Genomic DNA, 21481 nt, shown 5'->3' on the forward strand with positions numbered 1-21481 from the left:
CCTTGGAACGAGGCTGCCACTAACGGCTTGAGATCAGTTGGACGATCGCCATAGGCGTGCGGCATTGTCGTGCCCGACCAGTTGTAGCTCCGCGTCCGACAAGGGCAGGTCACGTAGCGCCTGGGCGTAACGGGCCTGGTCGACGATCGGGTAGTTCGTTCCGAAAGCGACCTTGTCGGTCCCGATCCGCCGGATCAGTTCGGCGAACTCGACGGGATCGGGACCGTCGTCGCCCATTCCGCCGAGCCTGAGAGCAGTGTCGGTGATGATCGTGTCGGACAGTTGGACGAGCTTGGCCATGTCGTCCTCAGCACCCTGCCCGAGGTGCGCCAACTGCAGGCGCAGGGTCGGGTAACTGCGCAGAACGGTCTCAAAATTCCGCGGGTGGCCCCAGGCGCCGTGCTCGCCGTAGCCCAGGGCGCCGGATTCGCTGAGCACAGGTACATCGTTCTGGACGGCCAACCGCCAGACGATCTCCATCTTCTCATCGTCTGCAGGCACGCCGATGAACATCGGTGCGACCTTCAATCCGCTGGCGCCCGCGGCGAGCTGCGTACGAACCTCGGACTCGATGAACTCAGTCGACATCAATACTGGGTCAAGGCCCACGATGGACTTCAGGCGATCCGGTTGGCGCTGGGCGGAGCTTGCCGCCCACGAGTTGAGGTCGTGCCAACGTTGCAACACCTGCTCGGTCGCGAGATCGCGATCAGTACCAGCCGCAACCGCTTCCGCCACGAAATCCTGAGCGGGTAACCACGGCACGATCATCGTCCAGGCGATGTTGTTGGCATCCATCCCTGATACCAATTCATCGGTTGTGCCCTCACCCGCCGCAGGCATGCCGAGGTTGGCCATGAACGCCGTGGTCGCCTCGAGCGAAGGCTGAGTGTGAGTGTGCGCATCAATCAGCGTGAGCTGTCCTCGATCTGTCATTTATCGATCAGCCACCTTCATCCAGACTGGGCTGGGCGTCACTCCAGCTGCCGACTTCATAATGAGCAGCTTGCGCCGACAGCGCCGAAAGTCAACAGAGCCAAATCCGGGCTACCGTTTGTCCGCGCCGCGGCGGATACTCGATGGCACGCCCTGAGGGAGGCGCTGCAACGGTGTGGGATCTGATCGGCTTGGTTGCACTCTTTCTGATGCCGTGCGCATTCTTCTGGGTCATGTTGAAGTCCTATGAACTCTTCGTGCACGGATTGCCGGATTGGATGCGTCGACCACCTCCGACGCCGAAGCCAGACCTCGAGCGGTTGACGGCCGACCTTCGCCGGCTGTCCCGGCTCTACGAACGCGCCGAGGCATCGCGCGAACCCGTGCACCGCACCAAGCTCATCGCATTGAGCATGGCCTACGACGACGTGCTGTGTGCCTCGTGTCACGCCGCCGGGCTACCGGTGCCGGAGCGGCCGTTACAGGCGATCACTCGGCTGGAAACCGAAGCCGCACTGGCGGGCTGCGGCGTGTCGTGGTGATCTGCTGAAACTTTGTCCCAGCGCGGGGCGTTGGCAAGGTATGAGGGGGCTGCCTGCAGTTCGCACTCGACGCGCTTCGTCGGCGTTGGGCGGCCTGCTCTGCGCCTTACTACTCCTTGCGCTGCCGGCTTCTCGCGCCCTTGCCAGCTATCCCGGAGATTCCGTCCCGGCGCTGACGGTCCACGCGGTCAGTGGTCATGTCGATGTAGTGACGCTCGGGTCTGCGGACCGAGCGTCGTCGCGCAGCAATCCGCTGTCCTATGACCTCGTCGCCGATGATGGCTCCCGTCCGACGAGAGCGATCTCAGCTCTCGAGGGATTGCCCGAAGAACGAACGGTGTGGGTGGCTGAGCTGGCTCAGCTGCCCCAGCCGCGTGCACCTCCCGCTGAGCTAGCGAGCTAGCCACTTTCCGCATCATCAGCCGCGCGGTCGATGACTGCCGTGGGCTGCTGATGCACCCTCAGCAAAGGAGATTCGCATGATGACAAGGGTTTCCGATTTTTCCGCCTTAACCGACGTCCAGCTCGCAGCGCTGGCGTCGATGTTGGAACAGCAAGAGCGCTTTCGGCTCGAGCAGATTGCAGAACTCACCGCGCCAGAGCGGAGCGGCCGCGTGCAGAACGACGCGGCGCTCGAGATCCGGGCAACGATCTTGTTCGGCGCCCGGACTGCACTGGCCGACATTCAGCTAGCACTCGCCCGAATGGCCGACGGAACCTACGGATACTGCGTGAACTGCGGCGCACGGCAATCACCCGATCGGCTCGAGGTGCTCCCACATGCACCTCTTTGTGTGACATGCCAGCGTGCCGTCCAGCAGCCGAACAATCGGCACCGTGAGTTCGAACAATGACAGATCAAGAACTGCCCTGGCTGAAGATGATGCTCATGTTGGGCATTCTGGCGGCGTTGTTCGCATTTCCGATCATCTCGATCAGCATGGACGAGCGGCGCAAACGTCGCGCGCGAGCTTCGAAATCTGATTGAGGAGTGGGCCCGGCGCCTCGGCCGGTCGACAATGGCGTCGGCTGGCTGGGGACCGTCGCGGCAAGGGTGTCGTGATCGGACGGGCCGTCGTCTGCGACCCGATGACAGCGATCGCGGTTGTCTCGCGGACTGAAGTTTTCAGTCCGCGGCGAAAACCCGCTCGATGAACAACCACTGCCCGTCCTTGCGACGCAGCGAATCGGCGTAGACGCCGGAGCTGATCATCGACAGACCGCCGCCGTCGCCCGTACGCGCGTAGAGCTGCAGATAGGCCTTCGCGCTCGCCGCGTTCGAGTCGCCGTCGACGAGGACGTTCGAAACGATGTGACGCGGACGCGGTATCCGGGTCGGCACGCTTTCGGCGAACGCGGCCAATGCGGCGTGCCCTTCGAACCGCTGGTTGACAACCAAGACGCCGTCCTCGGTGAACGTCGCGGCGAAACCCGGGCCGTCACCGGCATCGACCGCGTGGTTGTACCGCGCACACAACTGCTCGATCGCGACAACGTCTTCTGCAGGCAGTGCCATCTGAGTTCCTGAGTCTGTGGCCCTTGGTACCCAGGGCCACGAAGGGCCGAACGACGGTCAGACTACGGCGGCGCTTATGCAGCCAGCAATTCAAGACCCACTACTGGCGGGGTGCGAACATGATGACACTCACCCCGACAACGCAGATAGCGGCACCGATTATGTCGAATCGGCTCGGACAGAACCGGTCGAAGGCCATGGCCCACAGCAGCGAGCCAACCACGAAGACGCCGCCGTAGGCCGCGAGGATACGACCGAAATGGCTGTTCGGCTGCGCCGTAGCGACGAAGCCGTAGGCCGCCAGCGAGAGAACCCCGGCCGCGGCGAACCACCAGGCCCGGTGCTCGCGCACGGCCTGCCATACCAGCCAGCAACCACCGATCTCGGCGATAGCGGCGATGATGAACAACGACACCGAGCGCGTTACGAGCATGACTTCACGTTAGTGAGTGGCTAGCCAGAAACTCATCGGACTGGCCCGAGCAACGTCGAAGGCGGTCTTGCACTCGTCGGTATCAAAGGTCGTCGGTGAGATGCTTTCGCATGGCGAAGGCGGTCGTGGCAGTCGTTCCAGCGTCCACTGGGAGTTGTGTTGCCGTTACCCACCGAGACTCGTCAGAGGCGAAGAATACGGCCGCCCACGCCACGTCCCAGGCGTTTCCCTCCGTACCGAGCATGCCGCTGCGGCGGCGGGCCTCACGAACTTCGGGATCACCGCCGTATCCCATAGGTGTGTGCAGGTGGCCGGGAACGATGCAGTTGACCCGAATACCCTCGCGGCCGTGGCTGTAGGCCATGTCAGCAGTAAGACCGATTACGCCACCCTTCGCCGCAGCGTAAGCCGAGGTGCCCAGCCCGCGCGTACCCGCGATCGACGAGAGGTTGACGATCGACCCACCTCCAGCGGCCCGCAAAGCGGGTATGGCGGCTCGGCTCATGCGCATCACGCCATTGAGATTGATGTCGACCACGCGGTTCCAAACGTCCGGATCGATGTCGACCACCGAGCCGCCAGCAGCGATCGCAGCGTTGTTGATCAAGATATCGAGCCGCCCGAAGTGAGTGATGGTCTGCCCGACGGCAGCGACACACCCGGCGGCATCGGAGACATCGGCCACCGCCACGACAGCCTCGCCGCCGAATTCGGCAATGCTTGCCAGGGTGTGTTCAGCACGGTCGGCAGATATATCAATCAAGCCCACTCGAGCGCCCTGGGCGGCGAAGAGGATCGCCGTTGCTGCACCGGTGCCGAGAAATTCGCCGTCGAAGCCGGCGCCGGACACGATCGCAACCTTGCCGGCAAGTCGGGTTCCGTGTGCACCGTTGGGCAATTCCATCCGAGACTCCAGTTCCACAGCCCGACGGGCCGGCACGGGTTGCGGGGTTGCGGGGGCGGGGGACATTGCCGAACGAGTCAGCGAAGCAAGGTTCCGAGGTCGATCGGCAGCTGGATGCCTGTGACGTGGCGGGCCTCGTCCGATGCCAACCAGGCGACCGCGTTGGCGATGTCTTCGGGCTGGGAGACGGGATCAGGCAGGATCTGCATGAAGATCGGCGCTAGCGTAGCGGCGTGCTTCTCCAGCAGGGGATGCATGTCATTGACACTCATACCGGTCTGGACACCGTGTGGGTGGATGGTGTTGACCCGGATGTTGTACTGACCGAGCTCGGTAGCCATCGATTTCGCCAAACCCACGACGCCATGCTTGCTGGCGGCATAGTGACTCAGGAATGGATGCCCACGCAATCCGGCGACCGAGCTTGTGAAGATGATCGAGCCGCCCGTGCCCTGCTCGAGCAGGATCGGCACCGTTGCCTTCGCGGTGTAGAAGACGCCGGTCAAGTTGGTGTCAATCGTTTCTTTCCACTGTTCCGGCGTCACCTCCCAGGACATGGCCGCCGAGCAGATGCCGGCATTGGCGACCACGACGTCCAGGCGTCCCAGAGCAGCCACACCGTCACTGACAGCAGCGGAGATTGCTGCGAGGTCGCGCACATCGGCCACCGTCGCGATGATTCGTCGGTCGAGGTCCTCAACCAAACGCACCGTCTCGTTGAGGTCTTCTTCAGTCGCGCCTGGATAGGCGGTCGAGGTCGCCGAGGTGCAGATATCGACCGCAATGATGTCGGCGCCCTCGGCCGCGAGACGGACGGCCTCCGCTCTGCCCTGGCCGCGGGCGGCACCGGTGATGAATGCGACTTTGCCCTGAAGCCGTTGTGGGAACGCAGCCATTGATACTCCTTTGTGAAGCCAGAAGAGCGCATGAATCCGAAGGATGTGTGAAAGCAGATGCCAGACCTTGAACGCGTACACGAACGTGACTCAGAATTATGAAAGCATGCCCAAAAAAACCGTCCGCGACTTAGAAAAAGTACATCGATGTTTACCGGTGGTCACCGGCGGCTGTCAACGCACGCCGCGGTGGGCGGCGAAATGCCTTCCTCAGATGCCTGATTCGACGGACAACCTGGTCAAGACGGGCGCGCCGGACAACACCGATGCCAGGTTGCTCGCTCCCTCGCCGGCACGCCAGGCGCGATAGGCCGCATCGTCTTCCTCCGATGCCCACGATTCCACGAGGATGATGTGGGCAGGATCGGCAAGATCGGTAAGCACCTGGACGCCGAGGCACCCCGGAAAATTCCGGGTATCGACAAGAATGTCCTTCAGAAGCTGGTGCGCGGTATCGATGGAATCAGACTTGAGCCGAAGGTCCAGGAACGCCGTAAGTGACATGGCCGGATACTAGCGCCGGATGGGCGCCGGGCGAAGAGCGATGCGTCTTGTCGGTGCAGGCAGATCCGCCTGCACCGATGACATAGATTCCTGATGTGGAGCACGTGCGAGTTGCCATCGAGGACCCGCGTACAGACGACGTGCGTGCGCTCCTGGAACAGCATCTCGCCTTCGCCAACACCCACAGCCCGCCAGCGGACGTTCATGCTCTGGACGTCGAGGCCTTGCTCGATCCGGGTGTCGCGTTCTACGGAGCACGCCTACGTTCGCAGCTGGTCGGTGTCGGCGCGCTCAAACAGCTTGACGAGCGTCATGCCGAGCTGAAATCCATGCACACGGCGCATGCCTGGCGAGGCCAGGGGATCGGCGGCGCGGTCCTCGATCATCTGATCGCGGTGGCACGCGATCGTGGTTTTCGGCGGCTGAGCCTGGAGACCGGTTCTATGGTGGCCTTCGCCCCAGCGCGCTCGCTCTACGCGCGGGTCGGTTTCCTGCCGTGCGAGCCCTTCGCGGACTACCAACCGAGTCCGAACAGCACCTTCATGACACTGGCGCTTAGGGTGGGATCATGACTGATCGCCCTCTGACGTTGATGGCCGTGCACGCTCATCCCGATGACGAGGCGACTGGAACCGGCGGTATCTTGGCGCGCTGCGCGGCCGAGGGAATTCAGACCGTGCTCGTCACCTGCACGGACGGTAGCTGCGGCGACGGTCCCGGTGGCATCAAGCCCGGTGAACCCGGCCACGACCCGGCGGCGGTGGCAAGCGTGCGGCGCGGCGAACTCGAAGCCAGCTGTGCGGTGCTCAATGTGAGTCATCTTGAAATGCTCGATTACCCCGACTCAGGCATGATGGGTTGGCCGACGAACGATGCCCCCGGTTCGTTCTGGAGAACCCCGGTCGAAGAAGGTGCTGCTCGGCTGAGCAAGCTGATCGAGCAATACCGGCCGGACGTTCTCGTCACCTACGACGCGAACGGCTTCTACGGCCACCCCGATCACATTCAGGCTCACCGCATCACGATGGCCGCGGTCGCCGCAAATGCGGCGACCGCAAGCGCAGTGCCTTCGAAGGTCTACTGGACGACGACGCCGCGCTCGATGATGGAGGAATTCGGCCGCGTCATGCGCGAACTCGGGGCTGACTGGGATGAGCCCGATCCCAATAGTGAAGAGCCCGAGATCGGACTCGACGACGCCGACATCACGACCTGGGTAGACACCAAGGAGTTCGGTGGACAGAAATTTCGTGCACTGGCCGCACATGCGAGTCAAAGCGAAAACATCTTCTTTCTGCAAATGGGCCAGGACACCTTCACCGAGTTGATGGGCGTCGAGACTTTCGTCCGGGTTCAGGACTCCACCGGGGCGCCGTTGCCCGAAGATGACGTCTTCGCCGGTCTGCGTTGACGCCACCTCGTCAACGGCTGCGCATATCGTGCGCATTCGCGACATCCATGGACACGCCCGATCAGATCGCGCTGGCTGAACGACTGGGATACGAGCGGGCCTGGTGTTACGACTCACCGGCTGTCTTGCCCGATGTGTGGATGATCCTGGCGCTGGCGGCCAACCGGACGACCACTATCGGTCTTGGTCCTGGGGTGATCGTCGGCAGCCTGCGTCACCCGATGGTTACCGCGGCCGCCGTTGCCACCCTTTCCGAGCTTGCACCCGACCGGGTCGCGATCGCGTTGGGTAGTGGCTTCACCGGCCGTGTCATCCTTGGCGAGCGACCGATGCGCTGGGACGATGTCGCCGCCTATGTGGCCACGTTGCGAGGCCTGCTTCGCGGTGAGGACGTCACCTGGCAGGGTCGAGTGCTTCGGATGTTGCACCCGCCGGGCTGCGGAGCGGCACGGCCCGTCGACGTTCCGATTCTGATCGGTGCCGATGGGCCGAAGGGTCAACGGGTCGCCGCCGAACTCGGAGACGGCGTCTTCTCCTCGAGTGTTGAGGTGCTGCGTGCCGCCGAGCACGGTTCACGGACCTTGTTGATGTGGGGCAGCGTTCTGGACGACGGCGAACGGGCCGATTCGCCTCGAACGATCGCTGCGGTGGCTCCGGCAGTTGCCGTGCTCTATCACGTCGCCTACGAACGTGGCGGCGCGGCCGCGGTCGACGACTTACCAGGCGGCCGACAATGGCGAGAGGCCATCGAGCTGACGCCGCCGGACCGTCGCTATCTCGCGGTGCATGCCGGCCATCAAGTCATCCTCAATGAAGCAGATGAGGCTGTCGTCGACGCCGCAAGTGCATTGATTCCGACGATTACCGCGACAGCGACCTCGTCCGAGCTGCGTCAGCGTCTGGATGAGTGGGCCGCTGCCGGTGTGACCGAGATCGCCTATCAACCTGGCGGACCTGATATCGAACGCCAGCTCGAGACCTTCGCCCGAATGGCACTCGATCGCGACTAGCCGCTGCGACCTGCATCGCTGTGCCTTCGATCCAGCCAGCTGCGGCTGTATCGTCCAGAGCGTTGGCATGCACGATTCGGCTGGGCTGATTCGACTGGCTGATTCGACTGGGCTGATTCGGCTGGGCTGATTCGGCTGGGCTGATTCGACTGGCGATACGGGGGTGCTGGGTGCCAGAGATGCTGCCCGAGGTGGGCCAATCCGTCGTGCTCAGCGATGAGGACGGCGGCGAACATCGTAGCGAAACACGTGGGGTATCTGCCGAACAGCTGACTGTCCTGCGTCCCGAACAGCTGGCTGTCGGGGTGCCCTTGTTGATCGGCGCCGACCTCACGCTCAGTTGGGCGTCCGGAGATGGCGCGGTCAACAAGGTGCGCGCCCGGATCGCGAAAATGCGCCACGACGGCGAGACCCGGCTGTGGGATCTGGAACCGACGGGGGAGCCATGGCGTGAGCAGCGGCGATCGTGGGTGCGGGTGCCGGCTAGCGGTCCGATTACCGTGACGGAGCTCGTGGACGAGATCAGGTCACTGGCGCCGAGGACGGCAACCGGTGAATTGCTCGACATCAGTGAGGTGGCGAACCGCTGCCTGATAGACGCGAGCGCAATCTGGGCTGCCCGGCGTAACGCGAGGGTGCGGGCTACCTTCGCGCTTGGCTCGCATGAAGTGCAGTTGGACGGGCGGGTCACCGCAAGCAAGTTCTCGGCGGACGGTGCGGATCGCCGAGAGGTCGTCATTCAGTTCGACCAGCCGGTGCCGGCCGCTGACACCCTGCGACGGCATGTGCAGTCGCAGCAGTAGAACTCCGTCAGCCGACTGAGGTCAGGAGGCGGTCGGGTAAGCGTTGGTACGGATGAACGAGACGTTCTGCAGCGGCACTTCGCGGCCTCGGTCATCGATGTAGCCGACATGTAGCGGACGTCCGGTGTCCTGTGCACGCCGCTCGATCGTCGGGCCGTCCTGGCGCGGGAGATGTTCATCGCCCCACTGTTGCAGCGCTCCGAGCGCGACCCGAAGGTCCTGGCCCGACGAGGTTAGGACATAGGCGTAACGGGATCGGGTACCCGGTTCCTGGTAGGGCTCACGGGTCATGACCCCGTACTCCACAAGGGTGGTGAGCCGATCGGTGAGGACGTCGGGTGCAACACCCAGCCGATCGCGGAAGTCAGCGAATCGGGTTGCGCCGTCGAAGGCCTCGCGCAGAATCAGAAAGGTCCATCGTTCGCCGATCACGCCGAGACTGCGAGCAATGGAGCAATAAGGGTCGAGCACATTCGAGCTTGCCATGACTCCAGCTTACCCTGAGTTGCCTTTCCCTAGCCAGAAGGCTAGATTGGAAAAACAAACCCAGACACCATGGAGATACCAATGAAGCTTGCTGGAAGTACCGCCCTTGTCACCGGAGCCAACCGCGGCCTCGGCCGACACCTGGCTGACCAACTCATCACGCGTGGCGCCAAGGTCTACGCCTCGGCGCGCAATCCCGACTCCGTTGACATAGCTGGCGCAATCCCGATCGCGCTCGACATAACCGACGACGCTTCGATTCAGGCAGCGGTAGAGGCGACCGGGGACGTGTCGATTCTGATCAACAACGCCGGCATCTTCCTCGGGGGCTCGCTGCTGCCTGCCCCGATCGATGAGGTTCGCCTTGAGATGGAAACGCATTTCTTCGGAACGCTTGCGGTTACCCGAGCTTTCGCGCCGCAACTTGCCGCCGCCGGTACCAGCGCCATCCTGAACGTGCTGTCGGTCATGTCGTGGTACACCACACCTGAGATGAGCGCGTATTCGGCGGCCAAATCGGCGCAATGGTCGCTGACCAGCGCGCTTCGGGTGGAACTCGCCGACCAAGGCACTGCGGTGAGTGCTCTGCACGTTGGGTACATGGACACCGACCTGGTGCGGGCGGTCAAGGCGCCCAAGCATGACCCGGCGGTGATCGCTGCGTTGGCGCTGGACGGGCTCGAAGCTGGTGACATCGAGATCATCGCCGACGACCTGAGCGCTCAGGTGCGCGCCGGTCTCGCCGGCGGATCAGCAGCGCTGTATCCGCAGTTTGCCTGAGGCGACCGTGCCGTCCGGCTGGGATCGGTGAGGCTGCGAAGCCCTAAGTTAATTGCGCATCAGGCAGCCCATGGCTCAAGATGCGGGGCTGAAGATCGAATGACATGCTGTGCGGATGGCACCGGGGTTGGCAGACGCGAACGGCATCGTCCTCGCATACGAGACGTTTGGCGATCCGTCCGATCCGCCGCTGCTGCTCGTGATGGGTCTGAGCACTCAGATGCTCGGGTGGCCTGAGGCCTTCTGTAAGCAGCTGGCCGCGGAGGGTTTCTACGTCATTCGCTTTGACAACCGCGATTCGGGGCTGTCGACTCACCTCGACGACCTGTCAGTACCCAATCCGGTGGCGGTGGCATTGCGCCGCCGCCAGCCTGCCTACACCCTCGACGATTTGGCTGCAGACACTCTGGGTCTGATGGACGCGCTCGGGCTCGACGGTGTGAATCTCGTTGGTGCGTCTATGGGTGGGTTCATCGCCCAGTTGGTCGCGCTGAGCGAGCCGAACCGGATCGCCAGCCTTACCCTCGTGATGACTTCGACGGGTTCTCGCCGGGTCGGGCGGACTGCGCCGAAGGTGCTCTCAAGTGTTCTGCGCCGAAAGCCGGCCCCCGATCGGGAGGCAGCGATAGCCGCGAGTGTCGAGATGTTCGCGATGATCGGGTCGCCTGCGTACGCGTTGGCCGAGGCCGACGTCGCGGAGTTTGCCGCGCAGAGTTATGACCGTGCGTATGACCCGGCGGGTCAGCGTCGACAGTTGGCGGCCGTCATGGCGCAGTCCGATCGCACTGTCGACCTGAGCCGGATAGCCGTTCCGACCGTGGTCATGCATGGGCTGCACGATCCGTTGGTCGGACCCTCAGGTGGCATCGCGCTTGCGAAGGCAATCCCTGGCGCGCGTTTCGTGGGCTTCAACGGTATGGGCCATGACCTGCCGGCCGTGCTCTGGCCTGACTTCATCAACGAAATCGTTCGGATCTCCGGCCGTCACAAGTCGTGACCGGTGGTGCTGTCGACGTTGGCGGGAATATCGCCTTCGTGACGATCACCGGTGCTCGACGTGCCGCTCGGCTCGAACATGAGAATCGACCCACCGGGCGAGGACGGCTTGTGCTCGGTTCCTTTTGGGACGACGAAGGTATCGCCTTCGCGCAGAACCACAGTTCGCTCGTGCCCGTCGTCCGGGTCGCGTAGGGAAACATCGAACTGGCCATCGAGTACCAGGAAGAACTCGTCGGTATCTTCGTGCACATGCCAGATGTGCTCGCCCAGGGTGTGCGCGACGCGAACGTCGTAGTCGTTCATGCGAGCGACGATCCGCGGGCTGTAGACCTCATCGAACGAGGCCAGCGCTTTGGTCAGATTGACTGCTGCGGACTCTGTCATATTCCTATTGTGCCGGGTTCAATCCTGTCGGGCCATCGGCCGTCCCGAGATCGGTATACAGCCGTGTCGCCATAACGACCTAGCCGTATACCAAGGTCGGTGCGGCATCGTCGCGATCCTGGCCGAGCTTGGCGTCGGTCGTCTCAGGCGTGTCGCCATCGCCGGCGTCTCGCAGCACGAAGATCGACACCAGGGCACCGGCGAACACGAGGGCGGAGGAGATCCAGAACCCGAGGTGGTAACCGCCAGTCAGTGCCGACGCCGACGAACTACCCTGTTGTAAAAGATGGTTCGTGCGTGTTGCAGACATAGTCGCCAGGACGGCAAGGCCGAGCGCACCGCCGACCTGCCCGGTGGTGTTGATCAGGCCTGAGGCCAGCCCGGCATCATCGGCGGTCGCACCAGACATCGCCAATCCCATCAGCGGCGGGAAGCACAGCCCGGCGCCGACGCCGATGATCGACAGCGGGATGAAGATGTGCAACCAGTAGTTGGCACCGATCGGCGCGAAGGCGAACAACGCCAACGCAGCCCCGATGCAACTCATGCCGAAGGTGCAAAGGTGGCGCGCGCCGAAGCGGGCGATCAACCGATCTGAATAGCGCACCGAGATCGCGCCCATCAACACCGACGCGGGCAGAAAGGCGAAGCCGATCTTCAAGGGGCCGTAGTGTAGAACCTTCTGGACGTAGAGTGCACCGAGGAAGAAGGTGCCGAACATGCCGGCCGCGCCGAGAACCTGGATGATGTTCGCGCCGCACACGTTGCGGGAGCGAAATATCCGCAATGGCATCAACGGATTCTCAGCCTTGGCTTCGCGCAGTACAAAGGCCACCAGCAGGGTCATGGCTGCGGCGGCGAAGCCGAGCGTTCGTCCTGAACTCCAGCCGTAGTCGGCGGCCGGCTTCACGATGGTGTACACGCCGAGCATCAAGGCGGTCGTAACGAGGACTGCGCCGCTGATATCGAGGCCCCCGCTCAGGCCGGTGCCTTCATCGGTGTTCACGAATCGCCGTGCGAGTAGGGCGGTTGCGAGGCCGATTGGCAGGTTGACGAAGAAGATCCAGTGCCAGTTGATCAACTGGGTCAGGACGCCGCCGGCGAGCAAACCGACGGCGCCACCTGCGGAGGCGACGAAGGCGAAGACGCCGATCGCTTGGGCCTGTTCACGGGGTTCGGTGAACATGGTGACGATCATGCCGAGGATGACCGACGAGGTCAGTGCTCCGCCAGCGCCTTGGACGAAGCGCGCGAGTTCGAGCATCAGGGCGTTTTGGGAGAGACCGCACACCAGCGATGCGAGACTGAACACTCCTATTCCGGAGAGGAAAACGCGCCGCCGGCCGAAAGTGTCACCGAGCCGGCCGGCCAGCAGTAGGAGGCCGCCGAAGGCGATCAGGTAGGCGTTGACAACCCAGGCCAGGCTGGACGAAGAGAACCCGAGGTCGGATTGAATAGATGGGAGCGCAACATTCACGACGGTGACGTCGAGCACGATCATGAGCATGCCGGTGCACAACACGTAGAGCGCGATGCGCCGATCGGTGATCATGACGGGCTCGCGGCGTCGACGTAGCGGCCAAGGGCGTCAAGTAGCTCCTCGGTGCCTTGCTTGCGGATCGCGCCGGTATCGAGGCCGTCGAGGAATGCGCCCTGCTCGGTCAGGATCAGGTGCGTTCCGGTACCTTCACCAATCAGTTCGACCGTAGCCACTGACACGGAGATTCTGTTGCCGTTCATCGTCATTTCGTAGGAGTAGACGATTCGCTGATTGGTCACGATGTCCTGGTAGAGGGCGTCGTAAGTGAAGCTGGGTCCGTCGCCGGGTGCGCCGGCGCGCATCGATTCACGTCCGCCGACGCGAAAGTCGAGTTCGTGCGGCGTGCTGGTGGGTGTGCCGGGGTCACCGAACCAATGGGCCTTGGCCGCGGGATCGGCAAAGGCGGTGAAGACCCGGGCGGGGGAGGCGGCGTACTGGCGCTCGATGACAAAGGTGTCGTGTGCGACGGTGCGAGTCATGTGGACTTTCCTTTCTTCGGGGTGGAGGTCGTGGAGGCAGCGTTTCCGCCGCTTGAATCGGTTTGATTCTCAGGCGGCAGGCTCGCCAGGTAGCTGTCCAGTCGGTCGAGGCGGCGCTCCCACATGGCCCGGCGCGCCTCAATCCAGTGCTCGGCGGTATTGAGCATTTTCAGCTCCAGATGACAGGTGCGGACCCGTCCGAGCTTCTCTGATCGCACGAGACCGCTGCTTTCCAGCACCTGCAGGTGTTGGTGGACGGCGGGCAGCGACATGGGCAGTGGCTTGGCCAACTCGCTGACCGACGCAGAACCGTGACTCAGCCGCTCGACAATCACGCGTCGAGTCGGATCGGCGAGCGCCTGGAACACCAGGTCGAGCTGATCCTCATACTTAAGCATGTCCTTAAGTATTGCGATCTGACAGCGGATGTCAAGTCCGCTTCACGAGTTCGCCGAGATTTGCCTCAGGAGGCCGTTAGTCCACTCAACAAGCTCGCCGAGGTCTCGATGACCTTTGACAGCAGCGGATCGAGCTGGCTGGGCGTCAAGCGGCCTTCGCTCAGGCGTAGTAGAACGTGCTCAGAGCGCGCTCGATCCGCGTGTTCGTTCAGCGCGAGGTCGGTTATCTCGCGGGACGCGCTCAGTGAGCGAGAGAGCGCGTTGGCGTCCGGCAACGGCACCTCGTGATGGGAATGGATCAACTCGCACAGTTGCTGCGGAAATCGCCACGAGGACAAGAGTTCCGCGCCGGCCTCGGCGTGACCGACACCGTAGAGCTCGAGCTCTCGTCGCTGTAGCTCGTCGCTATCTGCGGCGAAGGGTAGGCACAACTGGGGTAGCGGCGAACGTTGGTGCAATAGCGCGGAACCAAGGGTGTGCAGCAGTCCCAAGCAGAAAGTGCTCTGGGAATTGGCCCCGAGAATGGGTGCGACAGCGCTGGCCGCGGTTGCAGACACCGCCGCCTGCTCCCAGAAACCAACCGGTACCGAATCCGGTCGGTCTAGCCCCGCGGCCGCTGAAACAGCCAGTGCCCTGATGGTCTGAAACCCTAGGACGGAGACTGCGAATTGCACGCTGCCGACGCGTCCACCAAGGCCGTAGTACGCCGAGTTGGCCAGCGCCATCACCCGCGCGGTGAAGGCAGGATCGCAACCGATTGCGTTGGCCAGTTCAGCGACTCCGCTGTCGGGATCGTCGATCATGAGCAGCACTCTCGTTGCAGCCGCTGCGCGTGAGGGCACCTCTGCCTTTGTCCGGTCGTCCGGCCGCGGACGCGTTGGTGCGACCATCACGAAGCCTCGCCGGTCGTTGCGTCGCCCGATCCTATCGGTGCCTTTGGGTTCGATGGCGTTCGCCGGTAGATCCCGCCGCCAGCACGCTTGGCCTCGTACATGCCACTGTCGGCGGCTCGCAGCAGTTCGGCCGCCGTCTCGTACTCGCGTGCCATCGCGACGCCGATGCTGCCTGACACCGTCACGACGGTTCCCGCCACGCGCATCGGCGCGGCCAACGCCTCCAGCTGGCGCGAAGCGGCCGCAGCTGCATCGGAAAGTCCGCCGATCTCACGGATCAGGACGACGAATTCGTCGCCCGCTATCCGGGCGACGAGGTCATGATCGCGAGCCGTCGCTGACAGTCGTTGCGCAACTTCGATCAGGACGCGATCGCCGGCATCATGGCCGAGCGTGTCATTGATGTGTTTGAAAGCATCAAGGTCGCAGAACAGGATCGCAGCGTCGCGGTCGCGCGTCCGCCGACTCGTCAAGAGCTGGGTGAGAGCGTCAATCAGGTTGCGGCGGTTGGCCAATCCGGTAAGTGCATCGTGTCCGGCCTGGTATGCCAGTTGCGCCTCTCTGGCACGGCGCGCCGTGATGTCCTCTACTGTCCCGAGGAATCCCGCCGCCCGCCGTGGAGTGGTAACTGGTGTAAGGCGAAACTGTACCCAGCGCTGCGAATCCGATACCGACAACATTCGGACAGTTGCCTCGACAGGCTGGCCGGCAAGCACCTCGTCCAGAATCTCCAGCAACGCAGGCAGATCCTCCGGGTGGATGGTCGTGAGCCAACTCTTACCCAGAAGCGCGGACCGTTGGGTACCGGAGATATCGGCGAACTTGTCGTTGACGAAACCGAGTCGAACACCTGCTTCGGACAGGATGATGCCTACCGGTGCATGTTCGGCCAGTGCTCGGAACCGATGTTCCGATTCCTGTCGAGCTACTTCAGCTTCAAGCTGGCCATCGATGATCGGGCGGAGCCAGACGACCCAATCCGCAGCGACTGGACGCAGCATCACCTGCACTGCGGACAGCCGCCGATCGGGTACGTCTACGGCCGCGTTGTGCCACTCCCATGCCGGTAGCTCATCGGGATCAGACACTGCACGGATGACGATATCGGTCCAGTCGGCGAGCTCGGCCCGACCCTCGCCTTGAAGATCGGACAGGTCGGCGTCTGCAACTTCGTCACGCTCCAGGCCGAGCATGTTCAGGGCAGCTTGGTTGATCCAGCGGACGATCAGGCGGTCTGCGACGGGGCACAGCACCAGAGCGGGGGACGGACTTTCGTCGGCAGCGACGGCGAGCGCGTCGGCGGGACGGGCGGGTGCTGAGGAGACCCCGGCCAGCGTGACGATCGCTGCGGACATGTCCCTAGAATCGACTCGGGCCGAGGGTTTATGAGTGTTTTCTGGGAAGAGGCCGCTGCGCGCTGGGTCGACGTACGAGCTGGAGGGCCTGCGGCGGTCCGCTCAGCTCGGGGACCGCACACCGTCGAGGACGATTTTCAGTAACCGCTCGTTCTGCTCCAGAGTGGCCTGACGTGCCATGCACATACCGCTGACCAGCTGCATGAGGTCGCTTTGATCGATGTCAGCGCGCGCTGAACCCTCGAGCTGGGCCCGTCCGAGAACCTTGCCGGCTGCCGCGCCGATGCGCTCGCGGGAATTGGAGGCCAGGTCGGGATTCTTCTCGAAGGCTTCGTGTAGCTCGTTGAGAAATACCCGCTTTGTCTGCGCGTAATGGATAAATGCATCCAACCAGGCAACCAGCGCATCCCAGGCCTCGGGATGGTCGGCCAACTCATCGGCCTTGATGACCAGCGCGTCGACATCGTCGCGGTACACCGCTTCAACCAGGTCGATCCTGCGGGGAAAGTGCCGGTAAAGCGTGCCGACGCCGACGTCGGCGCTCTTGGCGATTTCTTCCATCGACGCGTCACTGCCCCGCTCGGAGAGGGCTTTTCGGGCAGCAGCGACCAAGCGCTCGTAGTTGCGTCGCGCATCGGCGCGCATCGGCCGGCTGAGCGCAGCTGAGGTCTCAGCGCCGCCGTCACCGGCCGGCGCATATGCGCCCGCGGCTTCGGTCGCTGCGTCGATCGTGGCACCCATCGCTCGATTGTTCCCCTTCTTTGACCTCATGTCACCACTGACACAATTCGCTTGCATAACCGGAGGCAGCCTCCGTATAGTATTCGGAGGGAGCTTCCGTTTAACTAATCGTAACCTTTGAGAGGTCGACTATCCAATGTCCTCTAACACAATCCTCGAGCCGGCGCCATCGATGCGCCGGACCCCGCTGGCGAGACTGAAACCCAGCGGACGCATCAACCGCGCATCTCTGGTGTTGGCAGTGATCCTGACCTGCCAGTTGATGGTGGTGCTCGACGCGACGATCGTGAACGTCGCGTTGCCTGACATGAAGACGGCCCTGCATTTCTCCGATTCCGAGCTCTCCTGGGTGCTCAACGCCTACACCCTGACCTTTGGTGGGTTGCTCTTACTCGGTGCTCGCGCGGGTGATCTATTGGGTCGGCGCGCGGTATTCCTCGGCGGCATCGCGGTCTTCACACTTGCTTCGCTCGCCGGTGGCTTCGCAACCACGGGGTGGTTCCTCCTCGCGGCACGGGCCCTGCAGGGCGTGGGCGGTGCGTTCGCCGCGCCATCCTCGCTGGCGCTGCTCACCACAATGTTTCCCGAAGGCCGCGAGCGGCTACGGGCAATCGGACTCTTCACTGCCGTCTCGATCAGCGGCGGCGCGATTGGCCTGATGGCCGGAGGCATGCTCACCGAGTGGGCGTCCTGGCGCTGGGTCTTGTTCGTCAACGTGCCGATCGGCGTGATCGTGTTTCTCGCAGGGCGAGCAGTCCTGCCGGAGACTCCGCGGCTCACGGGCCGGGTTGACTACGCCGGAGCCTTGACCTCGACTATCGGGATAGGCGCCCTGGTGTACGGCTTCGTTCGTGCTGCCAGCGACGGCTGGAGTGACTCATTCACTCTGCTGTCCTTCTTCGCCGGCGTCGTACTCATCGCGGCCTTCGTGCTCACCGAACTTCGCGCCGAGGAACCGATCACGCCGCTGCGGCTGCTGACGAATCCGAGTCGAAGCGGTGCCAACGTCGCGCGTGGCCTGCTCTTCGCCGGCATGTTCGGGATGTTCTTCTTCCTGACCCAGTTCCTGCAGGACGTTCTCGGCTACAGCCCGCTACAGACCGGCTTCGCATTCTTGCCGATCCCGTTGACCGTGTTTGCGTCTTCCCAGCTGGCTGCGCGGGTGCTGGTGCATCGCTTCAACGGCAAGGCACTGATGCTCGCCGCAATCGGATTTTCGACGCTGGGACTTCTGCTGGCGAGCCGACTGAGTGCTGATTCGTCCTACGCATCGATCCTGATGTCGTTGTTGCTGTTCGGCATCGGCAACGGGTTGTCGCTCGTCACACTGACCCAGGCCGCACTCGTAGGTGTGGCGCCCGAAGATGCGGGGGCTGCCTCGGGGCTCATCAATGTGATGCAGCAACTCGGCGGGACTCTCGGAGTGGCAGTGCTGGTAACGGTATTCGGCTCAGCCAGCACCCATGCACAGTCTCACCCGCTGGTGGGAGCAAACGTTGTACAGCAAGCGAATCACGTGTTCGTCTATGCGGCCGACCGGGCATTCGTGGCAGCGACCCTGTTCCTGGTCGCGGGTTGGGTACTCGTTGCGCTGACGGTCCGGGCTCCGCGACCTGCGGCGACACCGATGGTAGTAGAACACTAAGCATTGCAGGTTCTTGGCGCCGGTTAGTCCAACCGGCAGGTACGGCCCGAGTGCGGCACGGCGGGCAGGGCAGCTTTCATCGTCCTGCCCGCCGTGCCGTTGATCGATCAGCGAATCAGCCGCGACAAATCAACGCCGGCAAGTCAGACATGCCTGCAGCCTTTACGTCGGTTCTGACCGGGCTTCGGCGTGACGCGCGCCTGGATACGAAAGCTGCCCGGTGTCGATGACTTCCAGTGCGACGAGACCCAGCTTGCGGTGGCTGTGCTGGCTCGCCACACGCAGCATGTCAAACGCCTGTTGCTTCGTGGCCAGGTGGCGGATCATGAGAATTCCCATCGCCACGCCGATATCGCGATTGGACGCCAAGGCCCGTTCAAGATGTTCGATCCGTCGCAGCCGGGTTGTGCCGGCAAGGGCCAGAGCACCGTGAGTAGCGAGAATGAGTCCAGTCGTCTCGGCGAGATCGTCGAAAGCCTCCGGCTTGACCGAGTAGATGTTCAAACCGGCGAGCAGATCACGTTCTTCGAAGAACATCCGGAACGCAAGCATGCTCAAGACCCCGGTCTCTACCACCGCCCGATCGGCGAAATCAGGCCATCGGAGCTCGCTGCGCAGGTCATTGCTGTGAAAGATCGTCTGCTCGAGTACCGCGTCCACGGAGGGGCCGCTGCCAAGTTCGTACTGAATCGCGTCTACTTGGCCGGGCAGATCGCCGGTCGAGGCGATAGTTTCGAACTTGCCATTTCTGACCAGGGTGACGGCAGAGGCGTCAGCACCCTCGACGGCGTGAACTGCGGCGGCGGTGATTACCGCCAGCGCGGAGTCACCCGCTGTGTTGGTCGCGATGTCTCGGCCGAGTTGTGCGAACAGATCTGAAAGGTCTCGGAACTCTGGCATATCAGGACTCCAGCCCCACGAAGGTGCCGCAGTCTGGCTGTACGCCCACGACCACCGTGCAAAATTCACCCGGCTACCTCGAGGGTAACCCCTTTTTGGCTAGCGCCGGAGCACGTCCCAGATCGCCGCTGCAACAGAACTGCCCGGATCCGATGCGGATCCGGGCAGTTCTCTATTCGGTTGAGTCTCTATTCGGTTGAGGCGAGTTGTTCCGCCAGGCATCCTCAGCCAGTGGTGAGACCCGGCAGCGTCTTTCCACAGAGTGGCGTTCCCGGAACCGGCACGAAGGTCTTGTTGGTCAGAGTCGCAGCGAAGATGCAGCCACCCGCTCCTGCACCCGCTGCTGCGCCGGCAAAGTTCGAGAAGTCGATCTTGGCCGGGCTCAGCAAGCCTCCTGCGTCGAAATCATGGACAGCCCGCAAGGCGGTACTGAACGATGCCTGCGTCGGGTTGTTGCCAGCGGCCTTGAGACCGGTATCAACTGCAGACATCGCGATGTACGCCTCTTGCTCGGCGAAGGTTGGTGTGTCGGTGACGCCCACCTTGGCCAAGTCCGCGACAAACTTCTGGGTCGCCGGCGTGTTGGCTTCAACCGGGTTTCCAACCGACGAGAACATGAATCCCTGACCCGCTGTAACCGCCGCGGGGGAGGCCAGCAAGTCGCCTCCGTAGCCCGTTGCGAGCAAGAGCACCTTGAGCTTGACACCCAGTTGCTTCAGGGCCGCCGCCAGCGCGAACCCGGTGCTCGCCACGACTGGGATGCTGACGCCATCGACGCCGGCATTCTTCATCGCGATCGCAATGGCGCCCACATCCGTCGAGCCGGTCGGGACCTGCGTGTTGAGGTAACCGTTCTTGAGACCGGCCGCTTCACATGACTTCACAACGGCAACCGCGGAGGGTCCGGCGGTTGCGTTCGGGTAGCCGATCGAACCGCACACTGTTACCCCTTGCGACTTCATGAACTCGCCCGGAGCACTGTTGACCTTGGAGTAATCCGTCACGCCGGTTGCGGCAAACAGGTTCGTGTTGCTCGAAACGTTCCACTCGGGTCCGTCGAAACCACCGCCCACGACGGGGATGCCAGCCTTCAAAAGGTAGGGCTGCGCGCCGGAAAATACCGCGGACACCTCGACCACCGCGAAGACCTTGTCCTTCTGGACGAGCTTCTGAGCTGCGAGCAGTGCGCCGGGAACGGTTGACGTGGTGTCAGCCATCACGTAGTCGAGCTGCTTGCCATTGACACCGCCGGCTGCGTTGATGGACTCCGTGTAGGCCTTGATTCCCTTCTCGGTCGTGGTGAAGGACGAAGAGAACGGTCCGCTGCTATCGGTGATGACACCGATCTTGATCGTTCCGCCGGTCGCGGCCGAGGTGCCTCCGGCCGATCCGTCGCTTGACTTCTTCGACGAACTGCACGCTGTTGTTGCTAGCGCCACGACGGCGATCGCCGTGACGGTGATGCGGATTGCTCTTCCTCGCATGTGCCAAGCCTCCGATTACGGTGGGTGAACGGGGGGGTGAGATTCTGCAGAATCCCAAAGCCCTCGACCAAGCACTTGTTCAGTGATTGGTCAGATTGCTAAAGCGCATGGCGCGACGGCCGGATTGCCGTGCCGCCACCGAGCCTCGCTGTGGTGGCCCGAGACTAGGGGGATTTCAAGAGGACGTCAACGCTCTTGATCCAATTGAAAGAGCCGCTCTCGTGGTCGATACCGTTGCTCAAACGGTAAGTACCACAGCAATCAAATCGATTGAGGCCCTTGGTTATCGGGATCGTCGCCGGAATTCTCCGATCGCGGAGTCCACTTGACGCATCCGATGTCCGGGTCGAGACGTTGTTGATACGCGATGCCAAATCGTTATTGGCTACGGGACACGCACCGTCGAAGAGGTTCATCGGCCGCTGAAATCCTGACATCGTTA

General features: G+C 63.0%; 27 protein-coding genes. 11 read left to right on the plus strand and 16 right to left on the minus strand.

Going from position 1 to position 21481, the window contains the following annotated elements; genetic code table 11:
- Window positions 1–33 precede the first annotated feature (33 nt).
- The gene (locus ACSMXN_RS08540; RefSeq protein ID WP_022911430.1) at window positions 34–936 is read right to left on the minus strand and encodes an amidohydrolase family protein; all 903 of its coding nucleotides are present in this window, start codon (window positions 934–936) and stop codon (window positions 34–36) included.
- 143 nt (window positions 937–1079) lie between these two features.
- Between ACSMXN_RS08540 and ACSMXN_RS08545 the strand changes: the two genes are divergently transcribed.
- The 4 genes from ACSMXN_RS08545 to ACSMXN_RS08560 all read left to right on the plus strand — a co-directional run bounded on the left by ACSMXN_RS08545 (window position 1080) and on the right by ACSMXN_RS08560 (window position 2466).
- Entirely contained in the window at window positions 1080–1478 is a 399-nt protein-coding gene (locus ACSMXN_RS08545; RefSeq protein WP_155958212.1) for a hypothetical protein, read from the plus strand.
- 40 nt (window positions 1479–1518) lie between these two features.
- Window positions 1519–1881, plus strand: a complete 363-nt coding sequence (locus ACSMXN_RS08550; RefSeq protein ID WP_027138964.1) for a hypothetical protein — start codon at window positions 1519–1521, stop codon at window positions 1879–1881.
- Window positions 1882–1957: 76 nt separating this feature from the next.
- Window positions 1958–2332 carry a TraR/DksA family transcriptional regulator gene (locus ACSMXN_RS08555; protein WP_022911433.1) on the plus strand — a complete coding sequence of 125 codons (375 nt, stop codon included), beginning with the start codon at window positions 1958–1960 and terminating at the stop codon, window positions 2330–2332.
- The gene (locus tag ACSMXN_RS08560) at window positions 2329–2466 is read left to right on the plus strand and encodes a hypothetical protein (RefSeq protein ID WP_022911434.1); all 138 of its coding nucleotides are present in this window, start codon (window positions 2329–2331) and stop codon (window positions 2464–2466) included. Before ACSMXN_RS08555 ends, ACSMXN_RS08560 begins: the two co-directional genes overlap by 4 nt.
- A 138-nt stretch (window positions 2467–2604) precedes the next feature.
- On the opposite strand, the gene ACSMXN_RS08565 is transcribed toward ACSMXN_RS08560, so the two are convergent.
- From ACSMXN_RS08565 to ACSMXN_RS08585, 5 genes are all read right to left on the minus strand, one after another.
- Window positions 2605–2994 (minus strand): nuclear transport factor 2 family protein, encoded by a 390-nt coding sequence (locus tag ACSMXN_RS08565; protein WP_022911435.1) that lies wholly within the window; start codon window positions 2992–2994, stop codon window positions 2605–2607.
- Window positions 2995–3094: 100 nt separating this feature from the next.
- Window positions 3095–3427: a YnfA family protein gene (locus tag ACSMXN_RS08570; protein WP_022911436.1), complete on the minus strand. Its 333-nt coding sequence runs from the start codon at window positions 3425–3427 to the stop codon at window positions 3095–3097.
- A gap of 82 nt (window positions 3428–3509) precedes the next feature.
- The gene (locus ACSMXN_RS08575) at window positions 3510–4331 is read right to left on the minus strand and encodes an SDR family oxidoreductase (protein ID WP_022911437.1); all 822 of its coding nucleotides are present in this window, start codon (window positions 4329–4331) and stop codon (window positions 3510–3512) included.
- Window positions 4332–4408: 77 nt separating this feature from the next.
- The gene (locus ACSMXN_RS08580; RefSeq protein ID WP_027138965.1) at window positions 4409–5227 is read right to left on the minus strand and encodes a mycofactocin-coupled SDR family oxidoreductase; all 819 of its coding nucleotides are present in this window, start codon (window positions 5225–5227) and stop codon (window positions 4409–4411) included.
- A 210-nt stretch (window positions 5228–5437) separates the two neighbouring features.
- The gene (locus tag ACSMXN_RS08585) at window positions 5438–5731 is read right to left on the minus strand and encodes an antibiotic biosynthesis monooxygenase family protein (protein ID WP_022911439.1); all 294 of its coding nucleotides are present in this window, start codon (window positions 5729–5731) and stop codon (window positions 5438–5440) included.
- 95 nt (window positions 5732–5826) lie between these two features.
- Here ACSMXN_RS08585 and ACSMXN_RS08590 point away from each other — a divergent pair, with 95 nt between their 5' ends.
- From ACSMXN_RS08590 to ACSMXN_RS08605, 4 genes are all read left to right on the plus strand, one after another.
- Entirely contained in the window at window positions 5827–6303 is a 477-nt protein-coding gene (locus ACSMXN_RS08590) for a GNAT family N-acetyltransferase (protein ID WP_022911440.1), read from the plus strand.
- A complete protein-coding gene (locus tag ACSMXN_RS08595; RefSeq protein WP_027138967.1) occupies window positions 6300–7142 on the plus strand; it encodes a PIG-L family deacetylase in 843 nt (280 codons plus the stop codon). Before ACSMXN_RS08590 ends, ACSMXN_RS08595 begins: the two co-directional genes overlap by 4 nt.
- Window positions 7143–7189: 47 nt before the next feature.
- Window positions 7190–8152, plus strand: coding sequence for an LLM class flavin-dependent oxidoreductase (locus ACSMXN_RS08600; protein WP_196811116.1), 963 nt, complete (start codon window positions 7190–7192; stop codon window positions 8150–8152).
- A gap of 179 nt (window positions 8153–8331) precedes the next feature.
- Window positions 8332–8955, plus strand: coding sequence for a PilZ domain-containing protein (locus tag ACSMXN_RS08605; RefSeq protein WP_022911443.1), 624 nt, complete (start codon window positions 8332–8334; stop codon window positions 8953–8955).
- Window positions 8956–8976: 21 nt separating this feature from the next.
- Here ACSMXN_RS08605 and ACSMXN_RS08610 read toward each other — a convergent pair whose 3' ends face one another.
- The gene (locus tag ACSMXN_RS08610; RefSeq protein WP_027138968.1) at window positions 8977–9441 is read right to left on the minus strand and encodes a winged helix-turn-helix transcriptional regulator; all 465 of its coding nucleotides are present in this window, start codon (window positions 9439–9441) and stop codon (window positions 8977–8979) included.
- 81 nt (window positions 9442–9522) lie between these two features.
- Between ACSMXN_RS08610 and ACSMXN_RS08615 the strand changes: the two genes are divergently transcribed.
- Entirely contained in the window at window positions 9523–10221 is a 699-nt protein-coding gene (locus ACSMXN_RS08615; RefSeq protein ID WP_022911445.1) for an SDR family oxidoreductase, read from the plus strand.
- A 115-nt stretch (window positions 10222–10336) separates the two neighbouring features.
- Window positions 10337–11218 (plus strand): alpha/beta fold hydrolase, encoded by an 882-nt coding sequence (locus ACSMXN_RS08620; protein ID WP_022911446.1) that lies wholly within the window; start codon window positions 10337–10339, stop codon window positions 11216–11218.
- Here the strand turns inward: ACSMXN_RS08620 and ACSMXN_RS08625 are convergent.
- The 7 genes from ACSMXN_RS08625 to ACSMXN_RS08655 all read right to left on the minus strand — a co-directional run bounded on the left by ACSMXN_RS08625 (window position 11206) and on the right by ACSMXN_RS08655 (window position 17010).
- Window positions 11206–11604: a cupin domain-containing protein gene (locus ACSMXN_RS08625; protein ID WP_022911447.1), complete on the minus strand. Its 399-nt coding sequence runs from the start codon at window positions 11602–11604 to the stop codon at window positions 11206–11208. The two genes, ACSMXN_RS08620 and ACSMXN_RS08625, sit on opposite strands and share 13 nt — an antisense overlap.
- A gap of 79 nt (window positions 11605–11683) precedes the next feature.
- Entirely contained in the window at window positions 11684–13156 is a 1473-nt protein-coding gene (locus tag ACSMXN_RS08630) for an MFS transporter (RefSeq protein ID WP_022911448.1), read from the minus strand.
- On the minus strand, window positions 13153–13623 hold the full coding sequence (locus tag ACSMXN_RS08635) for an SRPBCC family protein (RefSeq protein ID WP_022911449.1): 471 nt from the start codon (window positions 13621–13623) through the stop codon (window positions 13153–13155). Before ACSMXN_RS08635 ends, ACSMXN_RS08630 begins: the two co-directional genes overlap by 4 nt.
- On the minus strand, window positions 13620–14021 hold the full coding sequence (locus ACSMXN_RS08640; protein WP_022911450.1) for a metalloregulator ArsR/SmtB family transcription factor: 402 nt from the start codon (window positions 14019–14021) through the stop codon (window positions 13620–13622). The genes ACSMXN_RS08635 and ACSMXN_RS08640 overlap by 4 nt, the downstream gene beginning before the upstream one ends.
- 65 nt (window positions 14022–14086) lie before the next feature.
- Window positions 14087–14911, minus strand: coding sequence for an HDOD domain-containing protein (locus tag ACSMXN_RS08645; RefSeq protein ID WP_155958213.1), 825 nt, complete (start codon window positions 14909–14911; stop codon window positions 14087–14089).
- Complete coding sequence (locus ACSMXN_RS08650; RefSeq protein ID WP_022911452.1) at window positions 14911–16269, minus strand: diguanylate cyclase domain-containing protein; 1359 nt, start codon at window positions 16267–16269, stop codon at window positions 14911–14913. Before ACSMXN_RS08650 ends, ACSMXN_RS08645 begins: the two co-directional genes overlap by 1 nt.
- A 102-nt stretch (window positions 16270–16371) precedes the next feature.
- Complete coding sequence (locus tag ACSMXN_RS08655) at window positions 16372–17010, minus strand: TetR/AcrR family transcriptional regulator (RefSeq protein WP_022911453.1); 639 nt, start codon at window positions 17008–17010, stop codon at window positions 16372–16374.
- A gap of 136 nt (window positions 17011–17146) precedes the next feature.
- Between ACSMXN_RS08655 and ACSMXN_RS08660 the strand changes: the two genes are divergently transcribed.
- Entirely contained in the window at window positions 17147–18655 is a 1509-nt protein-coding gene (locus ACSMXN_RS08660) for an MFS transporter (protein WP_022911454.1), read from the plus strand.
- 162 nt (window positions 18656–18817) lie between these two features.
- Here the strand turns inward: ACSMXN_RS08660 and ACSMXN_RS08665 are convergent, their stop codons facing one another.
- Complete coding sequence (locus ACSMXN_RS08665) at window positions 18818–19555, minus strand: GAF and ANTAR domain-containing protein (RefSeq protein ID WP_022911455.1); 738 nt, start codon at window positions 19553–19555, stop codon at window positions 18818–18820.
- A 224-nt stretch (window positions 19556–19779) separates the two neighbouring features.
- Complete coding sequence (locus tag ACSMXN_RS08670; RefSeq protein WP_022911456.1) at window positions 19780–21039, minus strand: ABC transporter substrate-binding protein; 1260 nt, start codon at window positions 21037–21039, stop codon at window positions 19780–19782.
- Window positions 21040–21481 lie beyond the last annotated feature (442 nt).

Source organism: Parajatrophihabitans canadensis (genome assembly GCF_053764775.1).

Coding starts and splice junctions, on each gene's coding strand:
- ACSMXN_RS08575 (WP_022911437.1), bottom strand. CDS start 4,331: ATGGAATTGCCCAACGGTGCACACGGAACCCGACTTGCCGGCAAGGTT.
- ACSMXN_RS08635 (WP_022911449.1), bottom strand. CDS start 13,623: ATGACTCGCACCGTCGCACACGACACCTTTGTCATCGAGCGCCAGTAC.
- ACSMXN_RS08555 (WP_022911433.1), top strand. CDS start 1,958: ATGATGACAAGGGTTTCCGATTTTTCCGCCTTAACCGACGTCCAGCTC.
- ACSMXN_RS08665 (WP_022911455.1), bottom strand. CDS start 19,555: ATGCCAGAGTTCCGAGACCTTTCAGATCTGTTCGCACAACTCGGCCGA.
- ACSMXN_RS08610 (WP_027138968.1), bottom strand. CDS start 9,441: ATGGCAAGCTCGAATGTGCTCGACCCTTATTGCTCCATTGCTCGCAGT.
- ACSMXN_RS08640 (WP_022911450.1), bottom strand. CDS start 14,021: ATGCTTAAGTATGAGGATCAGCTCGACCTGGTGTTCCAGGCGCTCGCC.
- ACSMXN_RS08585 (WP_022911439.1), bottom strand. CDS start 5,731: ATGTCACTTACGGCGTTCCTGGACCTTCGGCTCAAGTCTGATTCCATC.
- ACSMXN_RS08630 (WP_022911448.1), bottom strand. CDS start 13,156: ATGATCACCGATCGGCGCATCGCGCTCTACGTGTTGTGCACCGGCATG.
- ACSMXN_RS08545 (WP_155958212.1), top strand. CDS start 1,080: ATGGCACGCCCTGAGGGAGGCGCTGCAACGGTGTGGGATCTGATCGGC.
- ACSMXN_RS08540 (WP_022911430.1), bottom strand. CDS start 936: ATGACAGATCGAGGACAGCTCACGCTGATTGATGCGCACACTCACACT.
- ACSMXN_RS08550 (WP_027138964.1), top strand. CDS start 1,519: ATGAGGGGGCTGCCTGCAGTTCGCACTCGACGCGCTTCGTCGGCGTTG.
- ACSMXN_RS08600 (WP_196811116.1), top strand. CDS start 7,190: ATGGACACGCCCGATCAGATCGCGCTGGCTGAACGACTGGGATACGAG.
- ACSMXN_RS08670 (WP_022911456.1), bottom strand. CDS start 21,039: ATGCGAGGAAGAGCAATCCGCATCACCGTCACGGCGATCGCCGTCGTG.
- ACSMXN_RS08625 (WP_022911447.1), bottom strand. CDS start 11,604: ATGACAGAGTCCGCAGCAGTCAATCTGACCAAAGCGCTGGCCTCGTTC.
- ACSMXN_RS08580 (WP_027138965.1), bottom strand. CDS start 5,227: ATGGCTGCGTTCCCACAACGGCTTCAGGGCAAAGTCGCATTCATCACC.
- ACSMXN_RS08605 (WP_022911443.1), top strand. CDS start 8,332: ATGCTGCCCGAGGTGGGCCAATCCGTCGTGCTCAGCGATGAGGACGGC.
- ACSMXN_RS08620 (WP_022911446.1), top strand. CDS start 10,337: ATGGCACCGGGGTTGGCAGACGCGAACGGCATCGTCCTCGCATACGAG.
- ACSMXN_RS08615 (WP_022911445.1), top strand. CDS start 9,523: ATGAAGCTTGCTGGAAGTACCGCCCTTGTCACCGGAGCCAACCGCGGC.
- ACSMXN_RS08570 (WP_022911436.1), bottom strand. CDS start 3,427: ATGCTCGTAACGCGCTCGGTGTCGTTGTTCATCATCGCCGCTATCGCC.
- ACSMXN_RS08650 (WP_022911452.1), bottom strand. CDS start 16,269: ATGTCCGCAGCGATCGTCACGCTGGCCGGGGTCTCCTCAGCACCCGCC.
- ACSMXN_RS08595 (WP_027138967.1), top strand. CDS start 6,300: ATGACTGATCGCCCTCTGACGTTGATGGCCGTGCACGCTCATCCCGAT.
- ACSMXN_RS08655 (WP_022911453.1), bottom strand. CDS start 17,010: ATGGGTGCCACGATCGACGCAGCGACCGAAGCCGCGGGCGCATATGCG.
- ACSMXN_RS08565 (WP_022911435.1), bottom strand. CDS start 2,994: ATGGCACTGCCTGCAGAAGACGTTGTCGCGATCGAGCAGTTGTGTGCG.
- ACSMXN_RS08560 (WP_022911434.1), top strand. CDS start 2,329: ATGACAGATCAAGAACTGCCCTGGCTGAAGATGATGCTCATGTTGGGC.
- ACSMXN_RS08660 (WP_022911454.1), top strand. CDS start 17,147: ATGTCCTCTAACACAATCCTCGAGCCGGCGCCATCGATGCGCCGGACC.
- ACSMXN_RS08645 (WP_155958213.1), bottom strand. CDS start 14,911: ATGGTCGCACCAACGCGTCCGCGGCCGGACGACCGGACAAAGGCAGAG.